Genomic DNA, 19,050 nt, shown 5'->3' on the forward strand with positions numbered 1-19,050 from the left:
CCCATCTCGGGTGCGATGCTGACGTCACTCAAGATGGTGCTTCCCGGCCGCGACGCTCTGGGGCAGGGACGCTCCCCATGGATTCGATGCGAGAAAGTCGCAGATTGCGGGGTAAGTGTGTCGGCCGGACGGAATCCGCAGACGGCGAGGGGAGAGCCACGGCTGTACGGTTGGATGATCGTGCTGGCCGCGGTGGTTCTTCTCGCGGACCAGACCTCGAAGGTCTGGGCGATCTCGGCGCTCTCGGACGGCGAACGCATCCCGGTGATCTCACAGCTGATCCAGCTACGACTGCTGTACAACCCCGGTGCCGCGTTCTCGATCGGGGCAGGGGCGACGTGGGTGTTCGCCCTGGCGGCGGCCGTCGCGGTGGTCGGCATCCTGTACACCGGGCGGCGGCTACGCTCGCCCGCCTGGACCGTCGCGCTGGGCGGGCTTCTGGGCGGCGCCTTCTCCCACCTGCTTGACCGCCTCCTGCGTTCCCCCGGGTTCGGCCGGGGGCATGTCGTCGACTTCATCGACTACGGCGGCCTGTTCGTCGGCAACGTCGCCGACATCGCTCTCGTGGGAAGCTGCGCCCTGCTCATGCTGCTCAGCCTGCGTGACGTCCCCCTCGGGGGCATGGCCGACCGGGGGAACGCCTGAACCAGGTCCTCGATACGGCCCTCGGACTTCACCGTTCCGGCCGTGGTTCTTCGGCGAGGCGTCGCTGCGATCTTTACCGCTTATCGTCCAGGGTCCGCCCCGAGCTCTCTGCTTGGTCGGCGAGCTCGGAGCGGACCCATCAAGGGATGCCTATACGGCTACTCCCATCCGTACGCCGTCGCCCTTCTCGGTAGGTAGCGCCGAAGGTTCTCGGCGAATCTTCCCCATGCGGAGAAGGCGAACCCCTTGGCTATGGGGGAGGTGAAGCCGTTCCCGTGTATTTCTGCGTTCGGGCCGTAGGCGTGAATTCTGAGATAGAGGTTCTTCTTGTCTCCAGCCTTCCTGAAGATTTTAAAGCTGATCTTGGAGCCCTTCGGCTCGAAATGCCTGCCCAGTGCGACGAACCTGAAATATGTTTGGCCGATCCCGTGAGTCTTGACAGTCGCGTCGGGACCCCTTTTAATGTCCAGCCTGCATACTTCATTAAGGTGAAGATTCTGGCCGCAGTCGTTTTTGAAGGGGAAGGCTCGATTGAAGTGGGTAAGGATCCACCTCATGGCGTTGGCCGGCCTGAGCTCTGGGCGGTAACCGGCCGGGAACTCATAGGTGTAGCTGAATCTGCCGTCTAGGTCGAGGTTGTTCTGCGGATCTCCGAATCCGTACTCGTAGGCATTTGCGTTGCCCCCTTGGACGGAGTCCACAGACAGGAACCGTCCGGTGGTCGGGTTGTAGAGCCGGACTCCCATGAGGATCAGGCCACCGAGCGCGTCGCTGCTGCGCTGGTGGCTGCCGAGCCAGCCGTAGCGGGTGGGATTCGTGGTGTTCTCGGCCCGGGGGACCCCGTACTCGGTTTGCTCCCAATAACCGCCGAGGGAGGCGGTCGGGGAGTTCGCCGTGGTCGCGACGACATCCCCGTGCAGGTTGGAGAGCTGGAGCGTCACGGTGCCATCGCTCTTCTGAATCGCGGAAAGCCCCGAGGATCCGGTGAGGTTCCGGGTCCAAGCGCCACCCGCTTCAGCGATCCAGGCCGGGCTGTCGCTGCTCCCGAAGTAGTGGTTGACGACCTCGGTGCCGGGGCCGCTCTGCATGGAGTGAATACGGTTGGCAGGATCGATGCTGAACGTCCGGGTCTGGGTGCCCTGCGTAAGCGTGGACACCATGTCGTTGGAGTGGTAGCCGATCTGCAGGTCGGCTCCGCCGCTGACATCGGTGCCCGGAACCGTAAGGGTCCGGCCCAGGTTGTCGTAGGTGTAGCCGGCGGAGTTAAGACGATCCGCGGCGTCGTAGGTGTCGTTCTCGCTGATCGGAGTGGTGCTCGTGGTGCACTCACCGTTGGCGGCGGGACCGTGGGTGGTCTTCGCCGTCCGGTTGGTGTTGACGCTGAAGGCGTAGAGACGCGTGGTGCACTCACCCTGGTAGGTGTCGTAGACCTCGCTCAGCCGTCCGACCTTGTCGTAGCGGTAGTCCACGCGTCCCGCGGGGCCGCTGGACCATGCCTTCTGGCCGTTGAAGAAGGTCCCCGCGCCGAACGAAAGCCATGAGGTGCTGTCTTTTCCGTACGCGCGCTGAGTTTCTTTTCCGGTGGCGTCATAAGTGTGGCCCGCCCATATCTGCGCGAATCCGTACCACTCGCCGATGCTTTGGCCGTCGCCATTGTATGCAAAGGTGACGACGCCGCTGTTGTTGGGAATTCCCATGTCAACTGCGGTGACCAATCCACGGCGTTCTTCCCGGCCGCGGTTGTCGGCGCCGTCATAGGTGTAGGTGTAGGTGCCTTTTCCGTCGTTGAGGGTGGCGACCTGACCGTCCACGTTGTACGTGGTGGTGGCGGTGTTACCTCCGGCATCGGTGTAGGAGATGACCCGGCCGAAGCTGTCATGAGTGGTGGACAGAGTCTTGTCGCCTGCGGATGTGGTTGAAACCAGGCCGTTCTGCTGGTCATAGCCGGCCACAGTGTCCGGAATCGCAGTCCCGCCGTCCTGGGCGGGTGTGACCTGCAGACTGCTGCGGGTCGGTCGGCCTGCCGCGTCGAAGGAGCTCACGGACGTACGAGTGGTCCCACCGGCTGTAGAAGTCACCTTGACCGGCTGGCCGTAGTAACCGTAGGTGAAGGTGGTCGTGGGCAGAGGATTCCCAGTGGGTTGGGCCGCCGGTACGGTCCTGCAGACTTTCCCTGCCCAGTTCGGCTTCAGACCACATGACTGGACCTGTGGATGGGTGCCTGCGGTGTAGTAGTAGGTCAGCGTGGTGCCGGCGTCGGTCCCGCCAGAGGCAGGCATACGCATCTCGATCGTCCGGCCGTCAGAGTCGTACCGGGTGCGTTTGACGATATCGGTGGCGCCGGGCACGACGGTGGTGATGGTCGTCGGCATGGCGAGGTCCCACCCGGACGGGTCAGTGCCCACGATCGGGGCGTATCCGGTCACGGTGGTCTTGGTATCGGCGGCGACCGAGACAGCGGTCCCGTCGATCACGGTCGGGAACACCTTCATCGTCGTGACGATTGGAGCCGGCCCGGGCTTCGGACGGCCTTCGTCGTACGTATAGGTGGTCGTATTGCGCGCCGAGACCGTGGCACCCGAGTCAAGGACCGCACGATGTGCCGGACCGGTCTCGGAAAGTGGTTCGCCGCGGCTGCCGTACTCGGTTACTGATGCGAGCAGGTCTGCGCGCTCCGCGCTCGTGTTGCGACCCCGCACGTAGACGTCGGTCGAATCGGTCGGCACAAGTGCCTGAGCTCGGTTTTCAGCGGACAACGACCAGACCACCTCGCCCGTTGAATTGTGGCGACGAGCCGAGATCTGCCACGCGCCGGCGCCGAACTTCGCGGCGTTGACCGTACGTCCGTTGACATCCTGGTAGGCGATTCTGGCGTATTTCCAGTCACCGGCCTCCGCCCGATAACTTCCGTCACCGTTGCGCGGGGGGACATGGGACGGGGGGAACAGAGCGCTACCTTCGACTGGAAGGTCACTGGTCTGTGCCCAGGTTCCGGTCTGTGTCGCAGACAGGTTGATGGGTGCCGTCTGACCTGCGATGGGCACGTCGTACACAATGGCTTGCCTGATCTCACGATTCTGATCGTCGACGCGTGAGATATGCGCGACCCGGTTCTTGGTCGAGTCGTACTCCAGTGTCCAGGGGGACTGCCCCGGCGGTGTGACCTGGGACAGACGCCCATGACCGTTGTAGTAGTAGGTCGTGAACAGGTTCGGTGAGATCCTCGGATCCCAAGTCTGACGCAGTCGACCGCTTGAGTCATAAAGATAAGAAGCGACCGTAACGGTTCTCATGGAACCGGTCTCGAGGTCGTAGGCCGTGTAATCGATCTTGGATACTTGGCCGTTGACGGCGCCCCAGCCGGAACCCAGGCCCGTCGCGGTGGTGGACGTGGCGTAAGTCAGTGTCAGCGCGACGCAGCCCGGATTAAGAGTGCTCGTGGTGCAGGTGACTCCCTGCGGCGCCGCGCCCAGGATCTTCACCACACGACCGGCTGTATCCCGATGGTAGGTCTGCTCGACCTCATCACCCGGAGCATCGACGCTAGCGGCGGACCAGATTCCATTGACCGCAATGAAGACGGTCTTGACGTCGTCGGGGCTGGTGAACGTGAACTGGGTGGCTGAGTTCTTGACAAGCTCGCCGGTGTCCGCGGCCTCCGCGATGCCAGTGAATTTTCCATTGGCATCTATGACATACGTCGAAATCGAACCATTGGTCTCAACGAGATTCACGTACCCTTCGGCACTGTGATCCTCGAATTTCAGACCGCCGACCCCACCGACCGGGTCGGGGAAAGAGGGGGACCATCCCGGGCCGAACGGGCCCGATGCCACGATCCCCGGGTTAAGCGTGGTGTGACCACGATCAACGGCCAGGCCATTGACATTCACGTCGGTCTGGTCTACGGAGAAGTCTCCGGTATGGAGGGACAACTGGCCCGGCCCGATGTTCCCTACGGCCTGAGAAGCGCCGAAGGACGTCCGTTCGACAATGATCGTGTTGGGGGCGGTACATTCCATGCCACTTGAGTTCCCCGAGTAGCAGGCTTTGACTTCAACGGGTCCGTCACCCTTGCCCCAGCGGGCAAGGGATTTGGTGACGTCCCAATCGAGTTGGGTGAAGTCCTTGCCGGTGTCACTGCGGGGGAACGGCCAGGCAGACAGGTTCTGTCCGGTGCCGGGGACGGTGATGTCCGCCACCGGGATTTCACCCCAGGTGGTCTGGTCATGGTGGGCGGGCCGGTACTTGTAGGTGACCCCGGTCTTGGCAGGGACGGCCGAAGCGGTCAGCGGCGCGAATCGCTGGGTGCGGTCGTCATCGACGGGGGTGACCAGACCGCCGATGCCGACGCCGAAGTGGTACCAGGCGGTTGCCGACAGGTTGCCCAGCCCGTCGTGGGCCTGAGCGTAGATGGCATGCCAGCCGTCCTTTGGTGTGATCCAGAACTCACCGGGCGAGCCGCCGCCGTTGTTGGTGACGGCCTCGGTCGGGTTGGAGTTGTCGATGGACCACTGGTAGCCCTCACCGTCATCGCTGATGGTGTCAACGGTGCATCTGACCTCGTCGGTTCTCGCTGCGTTCCACACCCCGTACTCGTATTCGCACCAGATGGTGGGGGTGTGGGGAACGAACCCGTCGACACGGTGGTCGGAGTAGGAGGTCCAGGCGCTGTAGGTGTGGCCGTCGAAGGCACGAACCCGCCACTTCCACAGCATGGCGTTGGACAGCAGGCCGGGGGGAAGGGTGACAGTGGCCTCTTGACCGGAGGGGACGAAGGAGCTTGACCTCGACCACAGCGGCGTCCCGTCCGCCTTGACCGCCTCGAAGTCCAGGCGGACGGCCCCGCTCTCGGGGTCGGTGGCGACGGCCAGCAGTTCGGGATTGGTGCCGCTGTAGTTCGTGTTGTTCCAAACCTTGTACGGGGTCAGAGCCAGGCCCGTCGGCGTGGCCGGTGCGGTGTTGTAGGTGACCTGCAGCGCGGGTGGGTTGGTGTTCTCCGAGGAGGTGAACACCCGGAACCCGGTCGGGTCGGTCTCCGGTGTGGCCTGGAGCGCGAGGCCGTGGTTGGGCTGGCCGTCGGCCCATGCCTGGGCGATGGCGGTGGCGTCGAACGGCATCACCCCGGAGGGGCAGGAGGAGTCGAAGCCGTGGGAGTCGGTGGAGACGGCGGCGCCGTCGGCGGTGGTGGTCGGCTGGGTGTTCCAGGTGACGGTCGAGGCCGACCAGCTGGAGGTGGCCCGGCGGATCTGCACGCCGGCTCCGGTGTCGGCACACTGCTTGGCGTAGAGGTTGCGCATGTTCAGCTTCGCCGACAGGATCTTCTTACCCGTCAGCGCGGAGGCGTCGAACTTGACGAGCCCGCGCCACGGCATGTTGGTCCACGACCCGACGTCCATCGTCGCAGCCGAGCCGTAGTTGGTGTTGGGTTCCAAGGAGTAGACGGCGGCGTCGGCGACGGGAGCCAGGTTGAGGGTCGGGTCGACCGTCACCGGGTACTGCGTGGCCGGGTCGGCCAGGAACCCCGCGTCCGGCTTCAGCACCAGGACCTGGCCGTCCTGGCCGGTCTCCACCTTGGTGGACATCTTGGCGCTGCGGCCTTCCGCCGCGGGGCTCAGCGCCGCCTTGCCCGCGCCGGCCTCCCACATGCGAGGCGTCGGTCCGGAGGCGATCTTGCGGTCCTTGCCGTCGGTCACGGTGAGGCCGCCGTGCTTGGCCTGAGCCAGCTTCAGGCCCTTGGTCTTGATCGGTAATCGCAGCTCCAGCGGCCCCGTCGGGCGCTCGCGCAGGACCAGGTCGTAGCGCAGACCACTCTTGAGCGCCTGTACGACCAGGTCACCGCCGGGCACGGCATCCTTGAACGTGGCGGTGTTCCCCGAGACTTCGGGTTCGCCGAGTTCGGAGGGCCAGGAGACCGACAGAGACTTGTCGTCCTGCTCCAGTGTGGCGAAGGGGTCCTTCCCGCCGGTGGCGGAGATCCCGACTTCTGCCGGGCCGGCCTTGGGCCGCAGCACCTTGCCGTCGGCCACCAGGCTCAGATCGATCGGGACCAGATCACCCATGTCGTTGCGGACCCGGACCGGGCCGGAGAACACCTCCGTGGTCAGCGTCCCATCCGGGTTCGCCCATGTGCTGGACGTCTCGGTCCGCTCACCGGTGATCTCCACCCGGGACTTCTGCTGACGTGCCGTCAGTACCGCCGACACTCGATCCGGCCGTTCGGCCGTCAGCTGATCAGCCTTCGGCTTCGGATCCGCAGCGGCAGGGGGTGCCTGGGGCACTCCTGACAGTAGTGACAGGCCGACGGATAACGCGGTGGCCTGAACGATGAACCGGAACCCAGGTCGGCGAGACGGGCGTCTCACGGGTGGGTTCCCGCGCGCGTTTTGCGTCATTCCATACCTCGAAACGGTCAAGGAATAAAAATTCTCTAAATAGATATTCGGGAAACCGGAAATCCGTAAGATCAATATTCTGTTACGGGTGATCAATTAGGGTGACTGTGAGATGTGGGATATCCCTGCGGGCTGGGAAATCATGCGGGAATCGGCCGAGCCGAGCCAAAGGGCGAGATCAAATCGATGCAGAACGTTCTGATCGTCTGGATGGACAAGTGGCTCGCTGATGGATTCACAGCACAGCCGAGCGGTCTTGGTGAGGGGTCGGCTACCCTGGTCCCCGAATACGGGTTGCCGTTGGAAACGCGTGGCCGTGAACGAAAATGGTTGATCTCCGGCGGCAGGGCCCCGGCAAGTTCTCGATTTAACCTGTTCTGCTCCCATGGCGAGCATGACCACATCGGCCTGTCGTGCCTGGTCGGCGACCGGTGCCGCGATGTGGACCTCAGTGTGAACCGGGAGGAATCCCTAACTTGCCGGGGTCCTGGGCTTGATATGGTCCCTTGATGCTCTACCCGGAAACATGTTCCGTCTGCGCTGCACGTCTAGATGATTTTCGGGCGCATCGCGTGACCACATTGATTCTGCGTGTATGTGGTTCAGGGGGTTGTGTCGTTGTTCACCCATCCCATGGCATGATCCGGGGCGCGTGCCAGGATCTCAATATGTTCGTTGTCCGGTGCGGGCACGCCGTGCAGTAGGGGTGAACCTGGTCCTGTGTCGATGGACGCCAGGATCATCTTCTTTTTGTTGAAACTTTTTCCTGCCGTCTTCGCTTTCCGGGTGCCCGTGCAGATGTCTCCGTAATTAGAATGGAAAAAACCGTTCGGTCAACGAGTTGAATTCTTAGTGTATCTACCAAATTGACGGATCAACATACCGCCTGAATCTGATCCTTTCTGCACCCCTGGCGGTAGGCCGTCTACAACTTCTGTGGTACGTGAACCGGGACTTTTGGTCTCGGATGCCGACCTTGAGTGGTCAGGGTCACGACGCGTCGAGGATCAGGCCGGTTCCGGCGCTGAAGCCGTTCAACGGCGTCAGCCGGTACTGCAGGGTCGAAGCTCTCCGGTCGGTGAGACGGTCGCGTCCCTGGGACGGGCGGGTGGTTAGGGCGCCCCGGTGCGGATCAGGTGGCCGTCACGCTCATCGGCGGTCAGCCGGTCTCCGAGCACAGGGACTGGGGCGCACAGCACCAGCCGCCACTTCCGCCCTCCTTGCGTCGTTCGAATCGTTGATGGCGGTGCGGCGGCCTTCACCGGGCCGTCCGTGAGCAGCGGGCGGTTACGACACGTCATCTTGCCGTCACGGGCCTGTGGGCCTTCGGCAAGCTCGCTGCAATCGAGGCCAAGCGACCCACAAGCGCGACCGGTGATGATCGGCGACCGACGTCCCCCAGCCGTGCCCGGAAGGCGCGACCATAGTCATGGAATCACTCCTGTGCACTGGTTATTCAGCCGTGCCTCCGCTCAGCGGATCACACTTCCCCTGCTCGTCATGGCGATGGGCTCTCTGGCTGGCGCCGGTGCCGGAGAAGGCCTCTGGCCCGGGTCTGCCGGGGCTGGCCGAGGGGGTCGGCAAGGACTCGGCCGCGAATGCCGCGGGTGCTGGGGCGACCGTGACGGCTGCGGATGCGGATGCGGGTGGTGGGTCTTCGGTGTTCGCCGCGTCGCCGCAGGCCGGGGCGCGGAAGCTGGAGATCACCACGGTCGATTCCGGCAAGCCGGCCTGGCACCGACCGGCTGCTGGTCAGGGTCTGGAAGAAGAACGGAGAACTCATCCACGACGACAGCGCCTCGCTCTCACCGGTGAGCGGCGTCATCCGCGTCAGCGGCTGAACCCGACACGTTCGCGGGCCTCGGACCCCCGCCCGAGGCCCGCGAACAGACCAGCTCAAACCCCACCCACCCGCGAAGCGGACCAACAGCCACCGAAACGGTGCGCTGATCCCGTCCGTTCAGTGCACGGACGGAATCTGTCGCCGCCGTGTCGCGTCATCGAGCCGATGAGGAGATCAATAATGAGGTCAGCGGGTCTCAGCTGGAGTATCAAGGTGCGTGGGGAAAGGTTTCACGAAACTTGCCGACCTTGCCCGGTCCCGCCACCACGTGAGCCCGTTCCGGCCTGCCAGCCGGGCCACCTTCTCAAGATGCTGAGACGCGGTGTCGTTGTCACCCATGGCGGAGGCGAGCAGGGCCAGGTACCAGTCGACAGGCCCCATGCAGAGCACCGCCGAAACCGTTGAAATCCGCTCGGAATACGGCAGCAGCGCCGAGTAGGTCACCTGGCAGGCCGGCAGGTCACCAACGGCGGCCTGGGCCGCGCCTTGCAGGCAGGTCGCGGAGAGCCATGACCAGTCCAGAGGAGGTGCCGGCCAGCCGTTCGCGGCCAAGGCCTGGGCCTCCTCCGGGCGGCCCTGTGCGCACAATTGCAGCACCCGGGCATCGTGATCCACACTGGGATGAGCACCGGTGATCGCGTCGATCGGCGGCCCTGCCTCCGTCATGGTGCCCCGGTGATAGTGAAGCATGAGACGCCCGATCGCCACCGCGCCGCTCGCATACCAGTAGCCGATTCGGGTGGCCTGGCGTTCTGCCTCGTCGTACAGGATTTCGGCGTCGTCGAACCGGCCAGCCAGAACGAGCCGGTTGATCCGCCATATGGTGTGCTGAAAGCGCGGCCATGGCAATGACAGCCGTTCCAGCATGGCGTCGCAGCGGGCGGCGGCCGCGTCCGCACCGGCCAGGTCGAACAGCTCCAACCGGTGGTGGGTGAACATCATCTGGGCGAGTAGTTCGAATTCCGGCATCCGGGTGCGCAGTGCGAGCTCGTGCAATTCCTCGGTGAGCTCCAGCAACTCTGGGATATGCAACGGCTGAGGCAACGATAGGTGCCGGGCGTTGAGCATCCGCATCAGCAGGTACGGCTCGCCCAGCCGACGAGCGATCGCCACGGCCTCAGCGGAAAAGGTGTAACCGCGTGGGTCATCGGTCCCGTACAGCTCCTGTGCCAGTCCGCCCAGGAGCAGGGCTCGCTCGTGGCCGTCGGCCTCGGGCAGCGCTCGCAGCGCGGCCTCGAACCGATCCACCAGCCGCAACTCCGTCGCGCTGTACGGGTCACGCAGTGTCCAGATCGCCGGGGCGTCCAGTGCGGTGAGGGCGCGGGCGGTCAGCTCCGAGCTCGCTCCGGCTCGGTCGGCGGCACGCACGGCCTCCGAGCGGGCCTGTCGCGCACCGATCGCGTCCCCTGCCTCCAACAGCGCACGGACATGCCGTAGCAGCAGCTCCACGTGCTCTACCGGGTCACCCGCGCAGGCGCCGTGCGCGGCGACCGCCCGGCCCCACCAGACAGCCGCTTCCTCGTAGGCCAGGCGCAGGCTCACCTGTTCGGCGGCGGCGGTCGCCCAGCGTGTGGCATCGGCGTACGCGGCCGGGCCGGCCTCCACCGCGTGATGAGCGATGACAGTGATGTCCACGCCTGGCCGGGAGGACAGGGCGGTCATGACCGCCTGGTGGGTGACCGCCTTGCGCAGCGGCGGGATCTCGTGGACGAGGGTCTCCCAGACCAGGTCGTGCGCGAACGCCATGGAACCCTCACCTGGAACGATCAACCCGGCCTGGGCGGCCCGATCCAGCGCGTCGTAGACCTCCACCCACCCGATCTCAGATGCCTCGCACACCTCGGCGACCACGCCCGGGTCGAAGTTCCGGCCGATCAGTGCGGCGACACCCAGAACCTCACCGGCCCGCGCACCCAGTCTGCTCAGCCACCAGCGGATCAGGTCGGCCACCGCCTCGGGAACTGCGCCCAGATCTCGTCCCTGGGCCAGCAGCCGAGCGCTTTCCCGCACGAAGAAGGGGTTGCCGCCGGTCCGCTCGGACAGGCGCTCGGCGGAGGACTCGTTCAGCTCAACGCCCATAGCCGAAGCGACCGCCCGCACGTCCTCCACCCCCAGGCCGGTCAGCCGGATGCGAAGCAAGTCATACCGGGCGAGATGGCCCAGCAAACCATCTAATGAGAGACGGAACGAGCCACCGGGAAGTGCTGTGCCATGGATCGCCGTCTCATGGAAAGCCGTCTCGCGGAATGCGGCGACCAGCGTCAGCGGGACGTTCGCCGTCTCGCTGCCCACCAGCATGGCGACATCTCTGAGCAGTTCGAGTGAGGCCGGGTCGGCCCAGTGCAGGTCGTCAAGAACGATCACCAATGGCTGGGTCTGTGCGGTCGCGGCGAGCCAACGGGCGATGGTTTGGTTGCGGTGGAGCAGCGCCGTCTCAGTGGAGCCGCTGGGCATCTTTTCATCGAGGAGTCCGGCCAGCGCCTGACGGTCCGGTGGCGGCCAGATCTCATCCAGCGCGCGCAGCACCTGCAGCCACGGCCACAGGGCCGGGGTTCCCTCCACACTGTGGCAGTTGCCCCACAGCACCACATAACCGAGGCTGGCGCACTGGTCGCGAAACGCCTCCAACAGCCGGGTCTTGCCGATGCCGGGCTCACCGCTCACCGCTGCGATGGTTACGCCGTCCCGGCCCGCACGTATTGGCAGCATCTTCAACTCCGAAAGCTGCCGCTCCCGGCCGACAAGGAGTCGCGGTGGCGACTGCGGCGGTATGGGTACCGACACCGCGGTGGCGGTCAAGGGCGGGATTGTCAGGGAGTCGGAGTGCCGGAGGATGTCCTCCTCCAACGCCCTTAGTTCCGGGCCGGGGTCGAGGCCGAGCTGTTCGGTGAGCAGGTCCCTGGCACGGCGGAGTACGGCGAGCGCGTCGGCTTGCCGCCCGGTGCGGTACAAGGCTACGGCCAGCAGACACCACAGCCGCTCGCGTAGCGGGTGCGCGAGCGCCTCGGTCTCCAGATGGGTGATCACTGCCTGTGGGCGGCCGAGGTCCAGCAGGGCCTGGGCGCGCCGCTCGATCGCGACCAGGCGCAACTCGCGAAGGCGGCTGACATCCGCGATGGCCCAGGTCTCATCGGCGAATTCGCCGTACGGCTGGCCGCGCCAGAGCCGCAACGCCTTGTCCAGGGAGACGAGCACCTCGCCGGGAGGACATGACTCCGAGCGGGTGACCAGTTCGGTGAACCGGATCGCGTCGACGTTCGTGGTGGCGAGCAGGTATCCGGGAGGCCGTCCGATGAGCAGCAGGGGAGGGGTGCGGGGGTTGCGGCCGGGCTCAATGGCCCGGCGGAGATTCGATACATACGAGTGCAAGCTGGACAGGGCGCTGGGCGGAGGCGTCCCGCCGTACAGGTCATCGATCAACGTGTCCGCGGATACGACCACTCCCTGCGCGAGCAGTAGCCGGGCCAGCACCGCACGCGGGCGCGGGCCGCCGAGATCGACCTGGACCCCGTCATCGTTGTAGGCCCCCACCAGGCCGAGAACCCGAAACTCCACCATTACCACCTACGATCTCAGTGGGCATGTCGCCACGAGGATGTCCATGGGTTCGTGAAACCCGATGAACGGCGGCCCCTGCGCCTTGCTGGGGACTCTGCTTCCTTGTTTCACATCGAGTGCCTTCTGGGGAAGAAAGCTCTGTGACATCCGATGCATAGTGACTGCCTGCTCTGCCGTAGCTCGCCCCTCGTAGCGTGATGCCGAATCCACCGAAATCCGATACCTGCATCTTAGGGGGTATGTGTCGTGGATCACGAAGCCGATTTTCGGAGCCGGAACTGATCGGTGCGACGTCAATGGTGACCGCCGGTCTCACGGAGAGTACGCCCAGGTGACGGCGGCCATGAGAAGCCATCCGTGCGGAGCCGGTGCACATGCGGATCGTCGATGGGGAACGCGCAACGCGCCGGACGGTGGCAGGGGGAAGCCGACCGCACACCCAGGGCGGCACGACGGCACCTCTCACCGCGATCACCGCCGCGCGTAACGGAAAGATCGCGGAATGTTGATCTCGGGCATTCTCGGCAACGCCTTCGTGCCCGCCCGACCGGAAGTGAAAAAGACGTCATGTGCTGTCACGACGGCACGGCTCGGTCATGCCTTGCCGTAGCCGGCAGGGGGTCACTCTCCTGGAGAGTCGATCGTGCTCACGATCACACCGCCCGGAGTCGCGGGGAGACGCCAAACGCTCGTGCAGCCGATGTGTGATCCGGCCGTAAGGCGGGGCGATTGGCGGTGAAGTGACGACTTCCGCCAGGAAGAACGCTCATGTCGTAAGGTGTGGGCTGCCCAGGGGGCGCGCTCCCCAAAGCACACTCGCAGGTAACGGCAAGTAGTGGTGACTGCTCGCCCGCCCTGAGCAGGCGGGCGAGCAGGACGAGGACTCCGCCAGATCCATCAGGCAAGGCGGAGTCCGTCATGTGGTGGGGTACGTGATGTCAGATCAACCGCCGTCTCCTCCCGGAGTCATTTCTACTGTCCGCCGGAGTTCGTGACCGCGGGGCCTCCTGCCGTCAAGCGATCGGAGTCGCTTGGAACGGCTTCGGATTCCTTCAGGTGGGTGAGGGCGACGGTGGCGAGATCGCTGATCGTGCGGCGTTGCAGGAAGACCGCCACCGGCAGGGTGACGCCGAGGTCGGCCGCGATCCGGTTGCGCAGCTGAACTGTCATGAGGGAGTCGAGGCCCAGGCGGTGCGGGCGCTGCGCCGGGTCGACCTTCTCCCGGGGGAGCTGGACGATGGCCGCGACCTGCGTGCACAGGTACGCCGTGATGAGCTGTTCGGCCTGCTCGTCGCCGAGACCGGCAAGGGTGGCCGGTGCGAGCTCCGCCATGGGGGCGGCGCCCCCCGGACCGTCTTCCAGAAGGTGCCGCAGGAGGGACGAGGTGCGCAGGGTGGGGAAGTAGTGGGTCCAGGCGGTGGGGTCGAACGACATGACGGACGCCTGGGCATGCGGGGAGGGGAGCAGGCGGCCGAGGACGGTCAGGCCCTCGGCGGGAGCGAAGCCGGCGAAGCCGCGCTCGTTCAGCCGGAGGTCCTTGCTCGCCTTGGCGACCTGTCCGGTGGCGGACCACTGTCCCCAGTTGACGGTCAGGGCCGGGAGCCCGTTGGCCCGCCGGTGCCAGGCCAGCCCGTCCTGGTAGCCGTTGGCCGCGGCATAGTTGCCCTGCCCGGGCGAGCCGATCACCGAAGCCGCGGACGAGTAGAGGAGAAAGAAGTCGAGGGGCAGGTGGCGGGTGAGTTCGTGCAGGTGCCAGGACCCGTGGACCTTGGGAGGCATGGGAGCGAGGAACCGGGTACGGTCCAGCTGTGCCAACGTCCCGTCGTCGAGGACGACGGTGGAGTTGACGACTCCTCGCAGGGGAGGCATGCGCCGGGCGATGTCGTCGAGGAGATCTGCCACCGCTGCCCGGGACGCTATGTTCGCCGTGGTGATGCGCACCTGCGCGCCGGCGGACCGCATCGCGGCGATCCGGTCCGTCACGCTCTCCGAAGCGCCGCTGCGGCTGACCAGGACGAGATGGCGCGCGCCGTTCTTGACGAGCCACTCCGCGGTGAGCAGCCCGACCCCGCCGCAGCCGCCGGCGATCAGGTAGGTCCCATCCGGCCGTACGGGGACCGGGCTCGCGGAGGCAAGCGGTCGGCGGCGGAGCCGCGTGGTGTATCTGCGACCGTCCCGCAGGGCGATCTCCGTCTCGGTCCCGTCGTTCCTGATCTCGGCTGAGAGGGCACGGAGAATGCCGGAGTCCGGGTCCTCGGGAAGGTCGATCATTGAGCAGCGCAGTTCGGGATGCTCATAGGGGATCACCCGGCCGATGCCCCACACGGCGGTCTCCGCGGGGTTGACGTCACCGGTACCGTCCGGAGTCTGGGCGGTGGTGGTGACCAGCCAGAGCCGGGGAGCAACCTGCTGATCACTCGTGAGCGCCTTGACCAACGCGAGTACCTCGTAGGAGCGCTCCAGCGCGTCCGGTCCGGTCACCTCCTCGACAGGGCGCGCGGTGGACAGGCGCACGACGGCTCTCGGGGGCCACGCCCCGCTCTCCGCCTGCTCCTTGATGAGCATCGTCCAGTCCTCGGTGGAGGCGAGGTCGAGCACGCACCGTTGAGGGTCGAGCCTCTGGTAGCCGGCACCCGGCTGGACCAGCAGCGCCTCGCCGCCGGCGGCCGCCAGCGAGGCGCACAGTTCGGCGCCGAGGGGGGAGTCGCTCACCACCAGCCAGGGAGACCGCTCGGGTGCGGGGTCGGTGAGAGGCTCCAGTTCCGTCCACTCGACGCCGTACAGCAGACGGCCGGCCTTTCGCTCGACGACCTCGGAAGGCTCCTCGCGCAGCCGCTTGATCTGGAACCCGTCGATGGAGGCGAGCAGGCGCCCCTCGTCGTCGCTGATCAGCACGTCGAATTCGACCAGGTCGGGCTCTTGTACGGCTGATGTCCGCACGGCGGTCGACCACAGGCGAGTGCCTGCTTGTGTGCGTGCGTGCACGCGGCAACGACCGGTGCGCACCGGCAGGTAAGTGTCCTGTACGGCCCGAGTGCTGTCGAGCAGGGCCATCACCGGTTGAAGGGCCGAGTCGAGCAGCGCCGGATGAAACAGGTAGCGGTGCAGGTCGGCGGCGATGCCGACATCGACTCGCAGTTCGGCGGCCACCGCCGTGTGCGTGCGGTGGAGCGCGACGATCGACTGGAAGGGGCCGGTCTGCTCGATGCCGCGACGGCGCAGCGCGGCGTAGTGCTCCGCCACGTTGACTGTCTGCGGATAACAGGTCAGGTCGGGACTGCTCCTCCAGGGGGCCTCACCAGCGGAACTGTCGGGACGTAGAACGGCTGTTGCGATCGGGGTCCATTCGGTCGTCCCGCTGCCGGTAATCTCGGCGAGGTAACACGTCCAGCGGCGGCCCTGGTCGTCTTCATCCGGCTCGAGGCGGGCCTGGAGGCGCTGGGGCGTTCCGGAGGTCAAGAACACGGCGCGTTCCAGGTGAAGCTCCTCCAGGGCGAAGGAGCGGTCGCCGTACACTTCCGCACCGGCGGCCAGGGCGAGCTCGTGGTAGGCGGTGCCGGACAGCATGGGCATCTCATGGACGCGGTGGTGGCTGAGGTAGGGCAGCCGCTCCTCGTCGAGGTCGAAGTCCCACACCAGGGTGCCGGCGGGGGCCAGCGTGAGGCCGGTGCCGATGATCGGGTGCCCGCCGCCGTCCCCGACGGCCCCGGTCCGCCTGACCGGTTCCCTCCAGTAACGCTCGCGCTGCCAGGGGTAGGAGGGCAGGGGGATGTGGGGTCCACGGTCGGGCTGCATCCGGGGGAAGTCGATCGTCCGCCCCTTGACGTACAGCTCGGCCGCGGCTTCCAGAAGGGCGGTGCGACCGGGCGTGTCGCGGGCGAGCACGGTGACGACCACCCCGTCCTCGCCGGCGTGGCGCAGGTTCTGCTGGATGGCCCGGGCGAGCAGCGGGTTGGGGCTGAACTCCGTGAAGGTGTCGAACCCCGCCTCCACCAGATGCTGGACGGCGTCCGCGAACAGCACCGGCTCGCGAAGGTTGTCCGCCCAGTACGCCGCGTTCATCTCGGGCCCGTCCAGGAGGCGGCCGGTGACCGTGGAACACAGCGGGACGTCGCCCCACCGGGGACGCAGGGGGGCGAGCAGTTCGAGGAGCGGTTCGCGGAGGGGGTCCATCTGCGGGCTGTGCGAGGCGATGTCCACCTGTACACGGCGCCCGAAGACGCCTTCGGCGTCAAGGTCGCGGAGGATGGCGTCGATCTCCTCGGGCTCGCCGGCGAGCACGCAGGAGACCGGGGAGTTGCTCACCGCCAGGACCGTGGTTCCGCGCCGCTTCATGATCAGCTCCTGGGCGCGTTCGGACGACAGCTCGACCGCGGCCATCGCCCCCCGTCCGCTGGTGGCCCGGATGAGCCGGCTGCGGCCGCAGATGATCCGCGCGGCGTCGTCGAGATCGAGGATTCCGGCCACGTGTGCGGCCGCCACCTCTCCCATCGAGTGCCCGACCACGACGTCCGGTTCGAACCCCCACGACCGCCACAGGCGGGCGAGCGCGACCTGCACCGCGAAGATCGTCGGCTGGGCCACATCGATCTCGGCAAGGCGGGAGGTATCCGGGGCGGCGTTAAGCTCGGCGGTCAACGACCAGTCGACGTAGGGGCGCATGGCGTTCTCACAATCGGCGATCGCCGCGGCGAAGACCGGCTCCTCGTCGAGCAGGTCGCGACCCATGCCGGCCCACTGCGCCCCCTGGCCCGGGAACACCCATGCCGTCCGGTGCGGGGTGCCGGGATCGCGGACGTCATCGGCCTCGCCGACGTACACGCCCTCCGCGTGGCCGTTCGCGGCGAAAGCGTCCAGTCTGGCGGCGGCCTCCTCGCTCGTGCCGGCGACGACCGCCAGCCGCTGGTCGTGGTGGCTGCGCCGTGCTCCCGCCGCGCCGGCGATCTGGTGCAGCGAGAAGGGGAGCAGGTCCCGGTAGCGCGCGGCGAGCGCGCTGAGCGCGGAGGGGGTACGCGCCGAGATCGGCAGCAGCACCGCGCGGTCGCCGTCCTCGTGCCGCTCCTCCGGCCGGTTCCACTCGTCCGGCCGCGAGGCGGAGGGCGGCTCCTCGACGACGATGTGCACATTCGTGCCGGTGATGCCGAAGCTGCTGACCCCGGCCCTGCGGGGGCCGCCCACCTGTGGCCAGGGCTGTCCCTGGTCGCACACCCGCACCCGGATCTCGTTCCAGGGAATGGAGGGGTTGGGCGAGGTGAAGTTGAGGCTGGCCGGGAGCCACCCGTGCCGCACGCACAGCACGGTTTTGATCAGTCCGGTGATACCGGCGGCGCCCTCGGTGTGGCCGAGGTTGGTCTTCACCGAGCCCACGAGAAGCGGCCGGTCCTCGGGCCGCCCCTGCCCGAGTACCCCGTCCAGTGCGGCGATCTCCACCGGGTCGCCGGCGCTGGTGCCGGTACCGTGGGCCTCCACGTACGCGACGCTCGCCGGGTCCACCCCGGCGTCCCGGTAGGCCGCTTTCAGGGCCGCCTGCTGTCCAGGGACCTGGGGGGTCATGAAACTGTCCGAGTGCCCGTCGTTGCTGGCGGCGGCCCCGCGGATCAGGGCGTGGATCCTGTCCCCGTCGGCCAGCGCTCGAGAGAGGGTCTTGAGCACGACGATGCCCGCACCTTCGCTGCGGACGTAGCCGTTGGCGCGGGCGTCGAACGCCTTGCACTGGCCGTCCAGGGCCATCATCGCGCCCTGGGAGAATCCAATACCGTGGTCGGGGGTGAGGATGGCGTTGACGCCGCCGGCGAAGGCGAGGTCGCACGTCCCCGTGCGGAGTGACTGGACGGCGAGCTGGATGGCGACCAGTGAGGAGGAGCAGGCGGCGTCGAGCGCCACGCTCATCCCCTTGAGGTTCAGGGCGTGGGAGATGCGGCCGGCGTTGCCCCCCCGGGTGCTTCCCGCGACCGTGTGCACGTCGAGCTCTTCGAGCACCCCCGACTGCCGGTCCCAGTAGTCACTGGTGATCACTCCCATGAAGACCGCGCCGGTCAGCTCCGGCATCCGTTCCAGCACGAGACCGGCGTCCTCGAAGGCCTCCCAGGCCACCTCCATCACCATGCGGTGCTGGGGGTCCATCGCCGCGGCCTCACGGGGGGAGATTCCGAAGAACTCGGCGTCGAACTCGTCGATACCGGAGACGAAACCGCCGTACTTGGAGGCGATCTTGCCCGGTACGCCGGACACGGGGTGATAGACCTCCTCGACCGGGAACCGGCCGGATGGGATCTCGGAGATCGTGTTCTCACTGCGGCACAGCAGCTCCCACAGTTCTTCCGGGGAGTTGGCGCCGGGCAGCCGGCAAGCCATCCCCACGACGGCGATCGGCTCTGGCGAGGACGTGGTTTCGTGGTTCAAGCTCATTGCGGTGTTCCTGTCACTGCTTTTGGGCGGAAGGCCGGGAACTCCGCGCCCCTGCCTGAGCGAGCAGCGCGGAGTCACTGCGGCCGGAGAAGAGGCCGCGCGTCTTCGCAGCCTGCTGTTCCAGCGCATCGAACGATGGCGGTCGTCACTTGCCGCCGACTTGTGGACCCCCTTGCCGCCGGCTTGGGTTTGCGTCCCGAG

4 protein-coding genes are annotated in these 19,050 nt (G+C 66.6%); 1 reads left to right on the top strand and 3 read right to left on the bottom strand.

Annotated elements, in window-relative coordinates; translation table 11 throughout:
- The first annotated feature begins 174 nt into the window (after positions 1 to 174).
- A complete protein-coding gene (locus tag AB0K21_RS27255) occupies positions 175 to 645 on the top strand; it encodes a signal peptidase II (RefSeq protein WP_343977943.1) in 471 nt (156 codons plus the stop codon).
- A 158-nt stretch (positions 646 to 803) separates the two neighbouring features.
- On the opposite strand, the gene AB0K21_RS27260 is transcribed toward AB0K21_RS27255, so the two are convergent.
- The 3 genes from AB0K21_RS27260 to AB0K21_RS27270 form a co-directional block, all read right to left on the bottom strand.
- Entirely contained in the window at positions 804 to 6,926 is a 6,123-nt protein-coding gene (locus tag AB0K21_RS27260) for a DNRLRE domain-containing protein (protein WP_364154359.1), read from the bottom strand.
- Positions 6,927 to 9,069: 2,143 nt separating this feature from the next.
- The gene (locus tag AB0K21_RS27265; protein ID WP_364154362.1) at positions 9,070 to 12,441 is read right to left on the bottom strand and encodes a BTAD domain-containing putative transcriptional regulator; all 3,372 of its coding nucleotides are present in this window, start codon (positions 12,439 to 12,441) and stop codon (positions 9,070 to 9,072) included.
- Positions 12,442 to 13,413: 972 nt separating this feature from the next.
- Positions 13,414 to 18,849 carry a type I polyketide synthase gene (locus tag AB0K21_RS27270; RefSeq protein ID WP_364154365.1) on the bottom strand — a complete coding sequence of 1,812 codons (5,436 nt, stop codon included), beginning with the start codon at positions 18,847 to 18,849 and terminating at the stop codon, positions 13,414 to 13,416.
- Positions 18,850 to 19,050: the final 201 nt, after the last annotated feature.

It is taken from the genome of Streptosporangium sp. NPDC049248, from assembly GCF_040678965.1.
Taxonomy (GTDB): Bacteria; Actinomycetota; Actinomycetes; order Streptosporangiales; family Streptosporangiaceae; genus Streptosporangium; species Streptosporangium fukuiense.